The organism is Massilia sp. LjRoot122, from assembly GCF_964252725.1.
GTDB lineage: Bacteria > Pseudomonadota > Gammaproteobacteria > Burkholderiales > Burkholderiaceae_D > Telluria.
Genome location: NZ_CAXUPB020000001.1, coordinates 3,218,673 through 3,232,629 on the forward strand (window position 1 = coordinate 3,218,673; position 13,957 = coordinate 3,232,629).

12 protein-coding genes are annotated in these 13,957 nt (G+C 70.7%); 9 read left to right on the forward strand and 3 right to left on the reverse strand.

What is annotated here, in order from left to right; all coding sequences use genetic code 11:
* The first annotated feature begins 17 nt into the window (after nt 1-17).
* Nucleotides 18-377, forward strand: coding sequence for a DUF1566 domain-containing protein (locus ACSQ25_RS14020; protein WP_436106296.1), 360 nt, complete (start codon nt 18-20; stop codon nt 375-377).
* Nucleotides 378-425: 48 nt separating this feature from the next.
* Here the strand turns inward: ACSQ25_RS14020 and ACSQ25_RS14025 are convergent, their stop codons facing one another.
* Together ACSQ25_RS14025 and ACSQ25_RS14030 are read right to left on the reverse strand one after the other, a co-directional pair.
* On the reverse strand, nt 426-1,862 hold the full coding sequence (locus ACSQ25_RS14025; protein ID WP_436106297.1) for a M20/M25/M40 family metallo-hydrolase: 1,437 nt from the start codon (nt 1,860-1,862) through the stop codon (nt 426-428).
* Nucleotides 1,863-1,952: 90 nt separating this feature from the next.
* Entirely contained in the window at nt 1,953-3,023 is a 1,071-nt protein-coding gene (locus tag ACSQ25_RS14030; protein WP_436108079.1) for a metallophosphoesterase, read from the reverse strand.
* A 269-nt stretch (nt 3,024-3,292) separates the two neighbouring features.
* On the opposite strand from ACSQ25_RS14030, the gene ACSQ25_RS14035 reads away from it, so the two are divergent.
* The 5 genes from ACSQ25_RS14035 to ACSQ25_RS14055 all read left to right on the forward strand — a co-directional run bounded on the left by ACSQ25_RS14035 (nt 3,293) and on the right by ACSQ25_RS14055 (nt 9,144).
* Nucleotides 3,293-3,760, forward strand: coding sequence for a YMGG-like glycine zipper-containing protein (locus ACSQ25_RS14035; protein ID WP_436106298.1), 468 nt, complete (start codon nt 3,293-3,295; stop codon nt 3,758-3,760).
* A 113-nt stretch (nt 3,761-3,873) separates the two neighbouring features.
* Nucleotides 3,874-4,830 (forward strand): protein kinase domain-containing protein, encoded by a 957-nt coding sequence (locus tag ACSQ25_RS14040; RefSeq protein WP_436106299.1) that lies wholly within the window; start codon nt 3,874-3,876, stop codon nt 4,828-4,830.
* On the forward strand, nt 4,827-7,163 hold the full coding sequence (locus ACSQ25_RS14045) for an FtsW/RodA/SpoVE family cell cycle protein (protein ID WP_436106300.1): 2,337 nt from the start codon (nt 4,827-4,829) through the stop codon (nt 7,161-7,163). The genes ACSQ25_RS14040 and ACSQ25_RS14045 overlap by 4 nt, the downstream gene beginning before the upstream one ends.
* On the forward strand, nt 7,124-8,671 hold the full coding sequence (locus ACSQ25_RS14050) for a hypothetical protein (protein WP_436106301.1): 1,548 nt from the start codon (nt 7,124-7,126) through the stop codon (nt 8,669-8,671). The genes ACSQ25_RS14045 and ACSQ25_RS14050 overlap by 40 nt, the downstream gene beginning before the upstream one ends.
* A gap of 8 nt (nt 8,672-8,679) precedes the next feature.
* A complete protein-coding gene (locus tag ACSQ25_RS14055; RefSeq protein WP_436106302.1) occupies nt 8,680-9,144 on the forward strand; it encodes an SH3 domain-containing protein in 465 nt (154 codons plus the stop codon).
* Here ACSQ25_RS14055 and ACSQ25_RS14060 read toward each other — a convergent pair.
* Nucleotides 9,130-9,597: a GNAT family N-acetyltransferase gene (locus ACSQ25_RS14060; protein WP_436106303.1), complete on the reverse strand. Its 468-nt coding sequence runs from the start codon at nt 9,595-9,597 to the stop codon at nt 9,130-9,132. The genes ACSQ25_RS14055 and ACSQ25_RS14060 overlap by 15 nt on opposite strands.
* Before the next feature lie 109 nt (nt 9,598-9,706).
* Between ACSQ25_RS14060 and ACSQ25_RS14065 the strand changes: the two genes are divergently transcribed.
* From ACSQ25_RS14065 to ACSQ25_RS14075, 3 genes are all read left to right on the forward strand, one after another.
* Nucleotides 9,707-11,002 carry an MFS transporter gene (locus tag ACSQ25_RS14065; protein WP_436106304.1) on the forward strand — a complete coding sequence of 432 codons (1,296 nt, stop codon included), beginning with the start codon at nt 9,707-9,709 and terminating at the stop codon, nt 11,000-11,002.
* A 62-nt stretch (nt 11,003-11,064) separates the two neighbouring features.
* Complete coding sequence (locus ACSQ25_RS14070) at nt 11,065-12,051, forward strand: PP2C family protein-serine/threonine phosphatase (protein ID WP_436106305.1); 987 nt, start codon at nt 11,065-11,067, stop codon at nt 12,049-12,051.
* A gap of 113 nt (nt 12,052-12,164) precedes the next feature.
* Nucleotides 12,165-13,706 (forward strand): FHA domain-containing protein, encoded by a 1,542-nt coding sequence (locus ACSQ25_RS14075; RefSeq protein ID WP_436106306.1) that lies wholly within the window; start codon nt 12,165-12,167, stop codon nt 13,704-13,706.
* Nucleotides 13,707-13,957: the final 251 nt, after the last annotated feature.

Below are 13,957 nucleotides of genomic sequence, written 5' to 3' on the forward strand. Positions count from 1 at the left end.
GTTAAATGGGCGAGTACATGCAAGTGCGGGCTTTGCTGCAAGAAGGCGAAGCCTATGCGGGACTAATCCTGGGCAAGGAAGAAGATCCTGACTACCACCTGGTGCTGTTGCCGGGCGAAGCGGTCGACGTCAGCTGGCCGAGCGCCGTCGATTGGGCGGTCGCGCGCGGCGGCGTGCTACCGACGCGGCGCGAACTGGCCCTGCTGTTCGCCAACCAGCGTGAAGCCTTCGAACGCAACTGGTACTGGTCGAGCGAGCCGCACGAAACGCGCACCCAGCTGGTCTGGGGGCAGAATTTCGCCAGCGGCATCCAGACCATCTACGGACGCCCCTACCGGGGCCATGCGCGCGCGGTGCGGCGCATCGCCGTGCCCTGAGGCCGGCCCGGTCCCGGCGCGCTGCCGGGACCGGGCGGTGTGTGCCGATCAGCGCTCGGGAACGTTCGCGCGGCCGATCGGCTGCTCGATGTTCGCCAGGAACCAGCTCGTGGCCGCCATCACGGCCACGTGGCGGCGCAGGTGGTCGGGGTCGACCTTGTCGAGCGTATCGGCCGGGGTGTGGTGGTAATCGAAATAGGCGGAGGTGTCGATCAGCGGCGCGAAGCTCGGTACGCCTGCACGTTCCAGGCCGGATAGGTCGCCGGTCGACAGCGCATCCTCGCGCCGGAAGATGCCTGCGCCGATCGGCTGCAGCGCCGCCTGCAGCGGAGCGAACAGCTTGCTCGAAGTGGCAGGCACGCTGGCACGCAGGCCGAAGGGACGGCCGGCGCCATTGTCGCTCTCGATCGCACCGATGTGCTTCTCGGCATTGGCCTGCTCTGCGGCCAGGTAGCCGCGCGCGCCACGGGTGCCGTTCTCTTCGTTCATCCAGGCGATCATGCGGATGGTGCGGCGCGGACGGTAGTCGAGTTTCTTGAGGGTCTCGAGCACGGCCATCGCACTGGCGACGCCGGTGGCATCGTCGTGGGCGCCGGTGGCGAGGTCCCAGGAATCCAGGTGCCCGGACACGATCACGATCTCGTCCGCCTTGTCGGTACCCGGCAGGTCAGCGATCACGTTGTAGCTGTCGGCATCCGGCAAGTTCTGGGGCGTCAGTACCAGCTTCATGGCGAGCGGGCCACGCTTCGCCAGGCGGCTCATCAACATGGCGTCTTCGGCGGTGACTGCCGCGGCCGGGATGCGCGCATTGTCCTGCAGGCCGGTCGAGCCCGTATGCGGGAGGCGGTAGGCTGCGCCGCCGACCGAGCGCACCAGTGCCGCGACCGCGCCCAGCTCGGCCGCCAGGCGCGGACCGTCGCGGCGGTAGGCGGAGGCCTGGCCATAGGCCTGTCCGGCCAGGCCGCGGTCGGCCTGGTGCTGGTCGAAGGCGGCGTCGAACAGGACGATCTTGCCCCTCACCTCGGCGCCGCGCGCCTTCAGTTCATCGAAGCTCTTGATGACGACCACCGGCGCGGTGAGGCCGGCCGCCGGGGTCGCGCCGGAACCGCCGAGGGCGGTCAGCACGACGCGCTGGGTGATGCCCTGCGGGCGACCGCTGTACTCGACCAGCTCGCCGGTCTCGGCGCCGCGCACCCAGTGCGGCACCTTCACCGGCTGCAGGCTCACTTTGGCGCCGAGCTTGCGCATCGCTTCCGCCACCTGGGTCACCGCCGCGGCGGCGCCGGGCGAGCCGGACAGGCGCGGGCCGATCAGGTCGGTCATGTCCGCGATGCGTTCCCAGGCATAGTCGCTTTGCATCGCCGTGTCGCGGATCTTCGCGAGCGCCGCGGGATCGTTGCCGGGGCTGGCTGCCATGGCCGCGCTGCTGAACAGCGCGGCGGCAAGAACGGTCAGGACGGGAAGATGGCGGCTGCTGCGGTTCATGCGTCGAATCCTTGGTGTGCGCTTGGGATTCCAACGATAGCGCAAACGGAAAGTTTTTTGGGAGAAATGTTAGCGTCTTTACACCGGCGCTCAGGCGGGCACCAGTTTGACCAGTGTGATCTCGGACGGCGCACCGAAGCGCTTCGGCGGCCCCCAGTAGCCGGTGCCGCGGCTGATGTAAACCCACATGTCGCGCACCCGGTGCAGGCCGGCGACAAAGGGCTGCTGCAGCGGCACGAACAGATTCCACGGGAAGAACTGGCCGCCATGGGTATGGCCCGACAACTGCAGATGAAAGCCCGCCGCCGCTGCCTCCGGCGCGCTGCGCGGCTGGTGCGCGAGCAGGATGCGCACGTCCGGGACCAGCCCGGCCCCGGACGCGGCGGCGCGCGGATCGCTCTTGTGCGCCGGGTGGAAGTGGTGGGCCGTGTAGTCGGCCACGCCGGCAATCATCAGGGTGGCGTCGTTACGGCGCCGGATCACGTGCTGGTTCAGCAGCACGGTAATGCCGAGCCGGCGCACCTCGGCGATCCACTCTTCGGCGCCCGAATAGTATTCGTGGTTGCCGGTCACGAAGAACACCCCGTCGCGGGCGGACAGGCGGGCCAGCGGCTGGGTGTGCAGGCCCAGGCGATGCACGCTGCCGTCCACCAGGTCGCCGGTGATGGCGATCGCGTCCGCGCCCAGCTTGTTGACGCGGTTGACGATGGCATTCAGGTAGGGCCGCTTGATGGTCGGGCCGACATGGATGTCCGAGACCTGGGCGATTGCATAGCCGTGCAGGGCCGGCGGCAGGCCGGCGATCGGCACCTCGACTTTTACCACCCGCGCCAGCCGGCGCGCGTTGACGAAGCCGAGCACGGTGACGGCCAAGGCCAGCAAGGGCGCCGCGGCGGCGCTGCCGCGCACGAATTCGGGACTCAGTTGCCCGGCCAGGCGCAAGGCCAGCAGGACCAGGTCGCGCGCCAGGGTGGTGACCAGCAGCGAGGAAAAGAAGCCCATCGAGAGCAGGCCCAGCCACGAAACCAGGGGCGACCAGCGCCGCCGGCGCAGCGAGGCCGACATCAAGCCGACCGGCACCAGCACGGTGAGCAGGACCAGCAGCAATACCCCCGCCACGTTGAAAAGCAGGCCCAGCGCCAGGTCGGGCAAGAGGCGCATGCCTATATAGACCTGCAGCAGGACCAGCAGGGACAGGATGGTGGCGAAGGAACGGTTCACGAAAGGACGCTCGACGGCGGAAAACGGTAACAATTGTTAGATGGGGCAGGCCCGCCCCTCTGCAAGGGCCGCTTCGCTTGTGTCGCTTAGATGTCCGTTTGTAATAATCTGTATTAACGGATGGCAGCGCGAACGACGACGTCTATAGTTCGATCCATGCCTGGCGTCGTTCGATCATCCTGATCCCCGCAGAGGCAAAAGGAAAAGCCATGTTGACACCTAAAATTGTTGGTGCGGTGGTCCTGGCCGCGGTTGCCGTCTCCCCAGCGGCAATGGCAGACGACCGTGGCCGGAATACTGCAATCGGCGCCGTGGTCGGCGCGGCGATCGGCCACAGCGCCGGCGGCGGCAGCGGTGCCCTGGTGGGCGGCGTGCTGGGTGCGGCGCTGGGCAACTCGATCTCGACCCGCGACGACCGCCGCTACTACGACAACCGTCATTACAGTCAGTACGACAACCGCGGCTATGGTTATGGCTACGTCCAGCCGCGCCCGGTGTACGTCCAGCCGCGTCCGGTCTACGTGCAACCGCGTCCGGTGTATGTCCAGCCGCGCCCGGTCTACGTCGAGCATCGCCGCGACTGGGACCGTCACGACCGCCGCGACTGGGACCGCCACGATCGCCATGACCGCCGCGACTGGGACCGCGGTGACCGCTGGGATCGTTACGGCCGCTGATCAGGAAAGCCGCGCACTGCGCGGCTTTTTTACGCCCACCGTTTTCTCTTCCTTTTCTCCCTCCCCCCGCTTGGCCTCCCCGAGGGCGCACGGCGCCAGTTGCGGAGGCGGGCATGGTCCAGCAAGGCACAATCGTTTCGATGGCGCGCGGCCAGTACCGGCTGTGCGAAACGCTGGGCGGCTCCGCCTACGGCGTGGTGTGGCGCGCCGAGGCGCCGGTCGGCAGCGTCGCCGTCAAGCTGGTCAACACCAGGCAGATGGCGCGCGCTCCCGCCGCCCTGCGCCACCACTGGAGCGACGCCGCCCGCGCCGAAGAACAGTTCCTGGCCCGGCTGGCGCCCTGGGATGGACGCCATATCGTGCGCCTGCTCGACAGCGGCGTTCACGAAGGCTTGCCGGCGATGGCCCTGGAACTGCTGGACGGCGATCTGGCCACCCACCTCGGCGTCCGCCGTGCCACCAGGCAGCTGCCGGACGCCCTGCAGGCGCTCGACTGGACCGCCCAGGTCAACCAGGCCCTGGCCAAGGTACATGCGGCCGGGTTCCGCTACCTCGACCTCAAGCCCGGCAACCTGCTGCTCGACCGCCGCAGCGGGAACCTGAAGCTGGCCGATTTCGGCACCAGCCGCGCGCTGCGCGCTGCGGGCGCCCATGCCTATACCGGCACCGCCAGCTGGCAGGCGCCGGAGCAGTTCTTTCCCCACGCCCGCGGCGAGTACCTGAGCGAGCCGCGCAGCGACTACTTCGGGCTCGGCGCCCTGCTCTACTGGCTGGTGTGCGGCCGCATGCTGCGCTACGGCGCGGCCTGCGGCCAGGCCTTTGCCAGCCACGGCCGCGAAGGCGCCGCTATCCTGCGCCGCGAACACGGCGGCCTGCCGCCGACCCTGCACCCTGACGAAGCGGCCGGCTTCGCGCAAGCCTTCGGCGCAGGCGGACCGCAGGCAAGCGCCCTGTTGCGCGCCCTGCTGGCAGCCGCACCGGACGGCCGTCCTGCCCACGCACTCGAGATCAGCCGCATGCTGGGCGCGGTCCGCGAAGCGATGACGCCAGCGCTGGCGAGGGCGGCATGAAGCTGCGCCTGGCCGGCGCCGCGCTCGCCCTGGCCTGCGTCTGCTTGCTGCAGCTCCTCGCCATGCTGCTGGCACCGCCGCGCTACCTGCCCGAGTCGATCAGCTTGCGCCTTGCGCCTGGCACCTCGGCCACGCTCGGCCATGCCGAACTGGCTGCCCCACGCGCGGCGGCGCAGCAGTTCGTGGTGCGCCGCGATGGCGCGGGACGCTGGTGGCTGCGCAACGCCAGTCCGGCGCAAGCCGCCGTACTCACCCGCGGCGGCCAGCGCCTGCGTACCGGCAGCCTCAGCCTGGCCGCAGGCCAGCAGCTGCAGGCCGGGGCCGCGCTGTTCGAGATCGTCGCGGCGGATCATGAGCGCGTGCTGCTGCGCGACGGCCGCCATGACTGGGAGTACGACGGCGCGCTGCTGCGGCGCGACGGCAGGCCGCAAGCAGCCTGCCCCGATGCGGGCATGGCGGCGCGCCTGGCCGGCGCCTGGAACCGCATCGCACCGGCTGCCCTCGCCTTCCGCCGGCCGCTGGCCTTCGGCGCTCACCTTTATTGCGGCAACCGCCTGCCGGTCCCGGGGCTCGACACCGGCAAGCTGACCCTGGCGCGCTCCGCGATGGGCGGGTTGGCGTTGGAGGTGCGCGGCACCCAGCCCGTCCTGCTGCAGGACGGCGGCCACTGGATCGACGCCGCCCAGCGCGAACATGCGCTCGACGGGGTGGATGCGATCGCGGTCGGCCGCACGCGCTTCACCCTGTCGCGCAGCGCCGACTCCCTGATCCTGCAGCCGGCCGGCCAGGTGGCGCTGTTCGCGGAGCCGAAGGCCGAGCTGCCGTCCAGCGTGCACCGGAACTGGAGCGAACGCGCGCTGTGGCACTCGCCGCTACCATCCACGCCGGCCTGCTGCGCCGCGTTGTGCATGTTTCTGCTGGCGGGTGCCGCGGGCCTGCGCCTGTCGGGCCCTGTACGCAGCGCCGCCGCGGCAGTGCGGATCGCCCTGTCCAGCGCCCTTCCCGCCATTGCGCTGCTGCTGCTCGTGATGCAGCGCGGCGGCGACGCACCCGGCACCGGGTGGTCCCTGCTGCTGGCCTGGGCCGCGCTCTGGCATGCCTTGCTGTGGCCGCGCCGCCTGTCCATGCTCGGCATTTTCGCCGTGCTGCTGCTCGGCGCCGGCCTGCTGGTCCAGCTGGAATTGGGACTAGGCGCGCGCGACACCGCCTGGCTGCGCCACGTCGAAACCAGCTGCGTGCTGCTGGCTGCGGGTTTGCCGCTCGGCCTGCTGCTGCTCGGCGGCCTGGCGCGCGGCATGCTGTCGCGGCCCGGCACCGAATGGCTGCTGGTGGCGCTCGCCGTCACGGCGCTGGCCGGCCTGGTGCTGCAGGTCGCCTTCGGCGACGAGACCGGCGTGTTCGACGTCCAGCCGGTGGAATTCGCCAAGCTCGCCCTGGCCGCCCTCAGTGCCCACTGCCTCGCGCTGGCGACCGGCGCCGCCACAGGTGGCCGCCGCAACTGGCGCGACTGGCTGCGCATGCTGGCGCCGGTGCTGCTGTTCGTGCTGCTGCTCGCCGTGGCGCTGGTGCAGGTGGACGATTACTCGCCCCTGATCCTGCTGCTGGTGTGGGCCGCCGTCACTCTGCTGGCCTGGTGCCTGGCCACCGGCCGCCGGCTGCAGGCGGCGCTGGCGGGCGGCCTGGCTTGCGCCTTGCTGGGCGGCGCGCTTGCGCTGCAGTCGGCCGCGCCCGGATTCGCCGGCGGCTTCTACGCCGAGCGTTTCCAGGTCTGGGCCGACCCGGCCGCCCACCCGCACACCGGCCAGCAGATGCTGCTCGGGGCCGGTGCCGTGCGCGCAGGCGGCTGGCTCGGCGCGGACGGCCTGCTCGGCATCGCTTCGCTGGGCGGGCCCGGCGGCGAGGCGCTGCGCATCCCGGCGGTGCAGGACGACTTCGCCCCCTCCTTCCTGATCAACCGCCATGGCCTGGCCGGCGGCCTGCTGATGTGGATCTTGCAGGCGGCGCTGCTGGCGGCCCTGCTGCACGCCGCCGCCGCGGCCTGGGCAGCGGCGGCCGGCGCTGGCGACTTCCGGCGCGCCTGGCTCGGGCGTTTCCAGTGCTTCCTGCTGGCCGGCGGCGCGGCCTTCCTGGCCGGGCACTTCCTGCTGTCCTGGGGTACCAACCTGGCGCTGTTTCCCATCATGGGCCAGCCGATGAGCTTTCTGTCGGCCGGCGGCTCGCACCTGCTGTTTTTCATCTGCCCCCTGCTAGCGTTCGGCATGGCGAGCGTTCAATCTTTCGAGGAGAATCCAAGATGCCGGTCTACGTCCAACACGAAATCCTGGCCAAGGTAGGGGATGTGTTCAACGCCGAGGCGCTGTGGCAGGCGCCCGGCCTGGCGCTGTTCTCGCGCCGGCCGCTGCTGCGCGACCTGCTGGAGCGCTCGCCGCGCGAACAGCGCGGCCGCGCCGCCACCCGCTGTTTCTCCCACGTCACGCTGATGCTGCCCCAGGACGAGGTCGACGACGACCGCCACCTGACGCGCGGCGCGCGGGTGCGCGACCTGGCGGCGTCGCTGGCGGCCCTGCACCAGAAGGATTTCGGCGACCTGCTGAAGGGCGACGAGGTGCGCTACCACGTGGTCGGCACCGATGCGGTCGATGCGGGCGAAGTCAAGGTGAAGTTCGGGCACGCCGTCTACCTGCCGGCCCCGGGCGAACAGCTGCTGTACACCGTCACGGCCTCGCGCGACAGCGCGGTCTGGCAGCCGGTATGCGCGGTCTACCCGAACCAGCGCCTGACCCTGATCGGGCAGGATGAAGCGGCGGCCACCTTCGCGGTGCCGGGCTGGCCCTTCGGCGACGAGGGCGGCATCCTGCTGGTCAACGACGGCCCGGATGCGCCGGTCGAGGTCCAGGTCAGGCCCAAGGACAGCCTCGACTGCCGCTTCGACGAGGCCAACGGCTATTACGTCATCCGCGGCAAACAGGAAACCGGCGGCCAGCGCCTGCTGCTGAAGATCAGCCGCGTCGGGGCGCCGGCAGCGGCCGACGCGCCGGGCGCGCCGCCCCTGCGCACGCCCTCGGTCTGGAAGCCGCGCGCCGCCGCAGATAACGACATGACCGCGATGCCGCTGGCGGTGCCCGAATCTGCACCGGTGCCGGCGGCGGCGCCGCTGCCGCCGGAGAACGACGCCACCTATGCGCCGGTCGCGCGCCACCGCATCACGCTGGCCGCGCTGGCGCTGCCGCGCCTGAGCCGCTACCGCGACACCGGCGCCGCCTCGCTCGAGATCGGCCTCGGCGCCGGCCTCGCCCCGGCGGCGCCGGGCAAGGACAGCGTGATCCGCTTCCTGGTCGACGATGCCGACGAAGTCCATGCGATCACCTCGGCGGGACGCCAGCGCGTCGGCGTCCCCGCGCGCTTCGCGCCGCTCGACGGCGCCAGCGTCCAGCTGCACGCGGTGCCGCCGCAGATGGCGGACCGCTACGCGGCGCTGCTGGCCGTCCCGCAGGGACCGGTGCAGCCGGCCGCCGCCGGCACCCGCCTGGTGTTCGGACGCGGCATGCCGGCACTGGCCGCGCTACGCGTGCTCGATGCGCCCCGCTTCCTGCGCCACGCCGACGGCAGCGCGGCGAGCAGCGCCGACCGCCTGGGATTGTCGCGCAATGCCTTCAGCTGGGAAGCCACGGCCGAGGGCCTGCGCGTGGTGCGCCTGTCCGAGACGCAGGCCCTGTTCCACCTCGATGCCGAGCTGCGCATGGTGGCGCAGATCCTGGACGCGAGCCAGGAGCAGCCCTACCTGGTCCCGCCGGGCCACCACCTGGTGGCCGGCCACTACGTGCTGCGCTTCGACGCCTGAGGGATGCCATGCCCAGCCTGACCACCCTCGCGGCCTATGGCGCCGGCCTGCTGCTGACCCTGTGCCTGGCGGCCTGGCTCACTCCACGCGCCTGGTGGCGCCGGCCGAATGCGCGTGCCCTGGCTGTGCTGGTGTGCGGGACGGCGCTGCTGGGCGGACTGCTGCACGCGGCCTTCCGGCCGGACCCGGCCGCGCCGGCCCTGGCGCATGGCGCCGGGCCGCAAGCCCCGGTCGCCGGCGCGCACTACCGCGTGCGCGAGCACCTGAACCTGCGCGAGGACACTGGCATCCACGCACGCCGCCTGGCCGTGGTCCCTGCCGGGACGCGCGTGACCGTGACCGGCCTGCGCCGGGGCGACTGGTGGCAGGTCAGCGCCGTGGTGGATGGGCGCCGCCTGGACGGCTGGGCCAGCAGCCTGTGGCTGCGCCGGGCCGACGAAAGCGTTGCGGCTCCGCGCTCAGGCTTCTTCTGAACCGACCAGGCGCATCGGGTTGAAGTACAGTCCCTTGGCGCACTGGGTCGGGCCGACCCGCACGAAGCCGAAGGCCTCGTACACCGGCACCGCGAAATTCGAGGAGTTCACCGTGAAGCTGCCGTCGCCGCCGGCCTGGAGCGCCGCATCGCGTGCCGCGTCCCACAGGGCGCGTGCCACCCCGCAGCGGTGCCAGCGCTTGCCGACGAACAGGTGGAACAGATGGCTGCGGTCGCGCACGGCGACGAAGCCGGCCAGCGCACCGTCGACGAGGGCCACGTGATACACATGCCCGCGCGCGAGAAAGCCGCGCACGCCCATCTCGTCGTTCTCGGCAAGGAAGGTGGATGCGCCCTCCGGCGGCGATTCGTGCACGATGTATTCGCGCGCCAGCTCGCGCAGCAATGCAGCCACGGCTGGGATGTCCGTGGCCACCAGCGGTCGGATCAGCATGTCTGTCATGGCAAACGTGTTTTGGGAACGCCACAATATCATAGAAAACATTTTCCGCAGGGCAATTTAATTGACCGTAGGCTGGGAAGCCACCTACACTGTCCAGACCATGCCAGACTCCAGCACCAGCGCCGCCACAGCTGCCGACAACCAGTCCGGCGCCGCCATCCCGCTGGGTGCTTCCGCTCCTGCGCGCCGCGCCAGGGTGCCCCTGACCCGTCCGCTGCGCCACCCGCGCTACCGCAACATCTGGCTGGCCAATATGGTGTCGAACATGGGCACCTGGATCCAGACCTTCGCCTCGGCCTGGCTGGTCGCCTCGCTGTCGGGGTCGGCCTCGATCACCTCGCTGGTGCAGACCGCGAGCTATGTGCCGATCTTCCTGTTCGCCCTGCTGGCGGGCGTGGTCGCGGACGCCGTGCACCGGCCCAAGTTCCTGTTCTACTGCAACCTCTACATGGCGCTGTGCGCCGCCACCATGGCGCTGCTGGTGACCACCGGGCTGGGGGCCGCCACCCCGGTGCTGATCCTGACCTTCTGCATCGGCGTCGGCACGGCCTTCGTCTGGCCGGCCTGGCAGGCCGCGATGTCGGGGCTGGTCGATCCGGACGAAGTCGAGGCCGCGGCCACCCTCAACAACCTCTCGTACAACCTGTCCGCCATCATCGGGCCGGCGCTGGGCGGGCTGCTGTTCGGCTGGATCGGGCCGAGCGCCCTGTTCCTGGCCAATGCCCTCTCGTTTGCCGGCCTGCTGGGTGTGTACTGGGTCTGGTGGCGCGAGCACACACCCCAGGCGCCGGAACGCGAAGGCTTCCGCACCCGCTTCGTACTCGGCGTCAGGACTGCCTTCGGCTGCGCGCGCTACCGCCGCATCCTGCGCAACGTCTGCTCGGTGTTCTTCTCGACCATCGCCTTCGCCAGCCTGCTGCCCGTGTTCGTGCGCGACGTGTTGCGCATGGAGTCCGGCACCTACGGCACCCTGATGGGCTGCCTGGGCGGCGGTTGCGTGCTGGCCGCCTTCTTCCTGCCGCAAGTGCGGGTCCGCTTCGACAAGTCCGGCGTCCTGGCCGGCGCCCTCGTCGTGTACGGCCTGATGCTGGTGAGCATGTCGCTGGGCAGCTCGCTGGCGCTGCTGGCGCCCATGATCCTGTGCGGCGGCATGGCCTGGTCGGCCACGGTCTCGACCCTGAACGCCGCGGCCCAGCTGTCCTTCCCGGCCGAGGTCCGCGCCCGCACGCTGTCGATCTACCTGTTCGTCATGTCCGGTGGCTACGTCGGCGGCAGCATCGTCTGGGGCCAGGTGGCCGATGCCTGGGGCGTGCGCGCCGCCCTCGGCGCCGCCGGGGCCTGCGTGCTGGCCAATGCCCTCATCCTGATGGCCGGAAACCGGAAAAATCCCCTCTGATCCGCGCTTCGGGCGGCCTTGTTCAGGTGTAAAGTAGCCGGATTGCCATCACGATCCAGCCCATGCCCGACGCCTCCGACATCCTGTCCGCTTTCCAGTTCGCCCCGCACTACGAGGTCGCCGTCGCCAGCCGGCGCGGCAGCGGTCCGCAGCAAAGGCTGGAAAACCAGGACAACTTCGTCGTCATCGACTTCGCGGGCCAGGCCGTCCACCTGCTCGGCCAGCAAGCGCGGCGCACCCGGCTGCCAGGCTGGCCCTCCGGCCATGGCCGGGTGGCGGTGCTGGACGGGATGGGCGGGCATGGCCACGGGCGCGAGGCGGCCGAGGCGGTCGCCGCCGGGCTGCTGGGCATTCCACCCTGCCGCACGGCGCCCGAACTCGGGCGCCACCTGGACCTGCTGCACGCCGAGCTGCAGCGCCATTTCGCCTTCGAGGCCGGCGCCCGTCCCGGCACCACCCTCACCATGCTGGAACTGCCGGCCGGCGCCCCGCCCCTGCTGTATCACGTGGGCGATTCGCGCCTGTACGAGATCGGCCCGCAGCAGGCCATGCCGCTCACCGTCGACCACGTCCCCGCCACCGCGGCGGCCCTGGCCGGCCGCCTCGACGCGGACGCGTGGTGGCGCCAGGTCCATGGCGCCCATTCGCCCCAGATCGCCCAGGCCTTCATCCTCGGGAATGCCTTCAGCAACCCTGCCCAGCTGTCCGACCCGCTGTTCGAACTCACGCCGCTGAACCTGCCGTCCTGGCTGAGCGCGCTGCCGGACCGGCGCGTCCTGTCCCTGCGCACAGACGCGGCCTACCTGCTGGCCACGGACGGCTTCTGGTCCTGCACCGACCCTGAACGCTTCGTCGGGCGCTGGCCCGCGCTGCTGGCCGGGGCGCCGGACGCCGCCGCCATGGTCGGGCGCCTGTTCAAGGAGCTCGACAGCGCCCCGCCGGACGGGCTGCATGCGGACAACCTGACCGCCCTGGTGCTGCGTCCGCTGCATCCGCAGCTTGGTGCGCATGCCGACGAGACGGCCCTGCCGGGCGAGTCCCGGAATTAAAAAATTCCTAACAGAAAATAATGTTGCTAATCAATGAATGCGGCGCGCCGCTGGGCTGGAAAACAGCGTAAGCTTGCCATGTTGTCGAACGTAATCGAACCCGCCACCGCGCCATGAACCGCTGCCGCAATCCCGAGCATCCGCACTGCACCGTCTGGGTCATGCCAGGCGAGCAGGCCTGCGAGCACGGGCATTCCCAGCCGGCCGAGGCCGCAGCCGCCGGCGGTTTGCCCGCGAGTTTTGACGTCATCAGCGCCTTGCGCGCCCAGCGCGCGCCGGCGACTGCCCCACAATCCGCCGCGCCGCTACAGCGCCCGCAACTGCACATCAGCGGTTTCGACCCGCGCGCGGCGGGCGGCCGCCAGGCCATCAAGCTGGAACTGCGCGGCATGCCGATGGATTGCGCCGCCGAGGTGAGGATGCTGGTGCGTTCCGGCCTGCGCCTGCGCGACGGCGAAAGCTATCTGTTCCAGCGCACCTCGCGCGGCGACTGGCGCCTGGTCTTCCTCGAATTCTCCTCGCGCGGCCTGGAGCACGGGCAGTACCGCATCGACGTCGAGCTGCACAGCCGCCATCCGCAGCAGCCGGCGGCGGCACGTACCTGGACCTGCTCGCCGGTGATCCTGGTCCCGCGCCCCGACGCCAGCCTGGGCGACATCCACCAGACCTTCCTCGCCACCCATAAAAACGTGCGCGTCACGGCCGACGACGCCGGCATCGCCCGCGTGCAGGCACCGGGCGGCGGCAGTCTCGACATCGACGTCACGGCGCGCAACGCGTCGATCGCCCAGCTCGACCTGCGCGATCCGCGCGACGGCGGCGGCAAGGTCGACCTGGGCTTTTCCACCATCGCCTGGGACGAGGACCTGATCGAAATCGACGTGCCGGTCGGCCCGGCCATCCATCCCTGCCCGGCCGACAGCGCCTGCCTGGTGCATGCCGAACCCGATTCGAGCACCCAGCGCCACCTGCGCCTGTTCGCGCTCGACGAGTGCGTGCTGGGACGCTTCGAGGAATTCGAGCCGGAGGCCGACCTGCTGCTGACGCATTACGGCGAGCACGGCGAAGAGCGCGGCGGGCTGACGCGGCGCCTGTCCGGCCGCCATGCCCTGATCCGCCAGGGCCGGCATGGCTTCGAGATCGAAGACGTGTCGCGCTACGGCCTGCTGCTCGACGGCGTCTGGCCTGGCAAGCATGCGCCGGCGCCGCTGCGGCTCGGCATGCGGATTGCACTGACGGCCAGCATACGCGGCGTGGTCGAGCTGGAAGTCACGGCCCTGCTGCCGCACGGCGTGGTCCTGCACCGCGTCGATGCGGGGGCGTGCGCCGAAGCCTTCTACATCCTCGCGCCGGATACCGATCCCACCCGCGATCCCGGACGAGCGGACATCGCCGCGCAGCCGCGCGCGGCCGGCATGCCGGTCCTGTTCCACCGCGAGGGCGGCTTCTGGCACCTGGACCCGGCTACCGGCATCGAGACGCCGCTGGCGCCGGGCGCCGCCATCGAGCACCTGCGCGGCCTTGGCCCGCAGCTGCGCTTTGCTGCCGAGCCTTACCCGGAAGCGCAGATCGAGATGCGCGCACGCACTCCCCGCGCCGGCGTGCGCCGGCGCGGCTTGCCTGCCGGCCTGCCCGCTGCCTGGCTCGACGCCTGAACCGGCGTCAAGCCCTCAGGAGCCCGGCGGGCGCAGTACCAGGAAGATCAGCGCAGTACCCGCCAGCAGCGCGGCCTGCAGCGCGAAGACGATGACGGGAATCCGGAGATGGTCTGGAATTTTCATGGCGCGTCCTTCCATAAGGTGGACTTACCCTGGGTGGGACTCCCAATCTACGCCGACCAGATCCCGCGGGGCGCCACCTAGCCATGCAACAAGAGCTTGCGATCAAGCACAAATAAATAAACATT

Coding starts and splice junctions, on each gene's coding strand:
- ACSQ25_RS14020 (WP_436106296.1), top strand. CDS start 18: ATGCAAGTGCGGGCTTTGCTGCAAGAAGGCGAAGCCTATGCGGGACTA.
- ACSQ25_RS14025 (WP_436106297.1), bottom strand. CDS start 1,862: ATGAACCGCAGCAGCCGCCATCTTCCCGTCCTGACCGTTCTTGCCGCC.
- ACSQ25_RS14030 (WP_436108079.1), bottom strand. CDS start 3,023: ATGCGCCTCTTGCCCGACCTGGCGCTGGGCCTGCTTTTCAACGTGGCG.
- ACSQ25_RS14035 (WP_436106298.1), top strand. CDS start 3,293: ATGTTGACACCTAAAATTGTTGGTGCGGTGGTCCTGGCCGCGGTTGCC.
- ACSQ25_RS14040 (WP_436106299.1), top strand. CDS start 3,874: ATGGTCCAGCAAGGCACAATCGTTTCGATGGCGCGCGGCCAGTACCGG.
- ACSQ25_RS14045 (WP_436106300.1), top strand. CDS start 4,827: ATGAAGCTGCGCCTGGCCGGCGCCGCGCTCGCCCTGGCCTGCGTCTGC.
- ACSQ25_RS14050 (WP_436106301.1), top strand. CDS start 7,124: ATGCCGGTCTACGTCCAACACGAAATCCTGGCCAAGGTAGGGGATGTG.
- ACSQ25_RS14055 (WP_436106302.1), top strand. CDS start 8,680: ATGCCCAGCCTGACCACCCTCGCGGCCTATGGCGCCGGCCTGCTGCTG.
- ACSQ25_RS14060 (WP_436106303.1), bottom strand. CDS start 9,597: ATGCTGATCCGACCGCTGGTGGCCACGGACATCCCAGCCGTGGCTGCA.
- ACSQ25_RS14065 (WP_436106304.1), top strand. CDS start 9,707: ATGCCAGACTCCAGCACCAGCGCCGCCACAGCTGCCGACAACCAGTCC.
- ACSQ25_RS14070 (WP_436106305.1), top strand. CDS start 11,065: ATGCCCGACGCCTCCGACATCCTGTCCGCTTTCCAGTTCGCCCCGCAC.
- ACSQ25_RS14075 (WP_436106306.1), top strand. CDS start 12,165: ATGAACCGCTGCCGCAATCCCGAGCATCCGCACTGCACCGTCTGGGTC.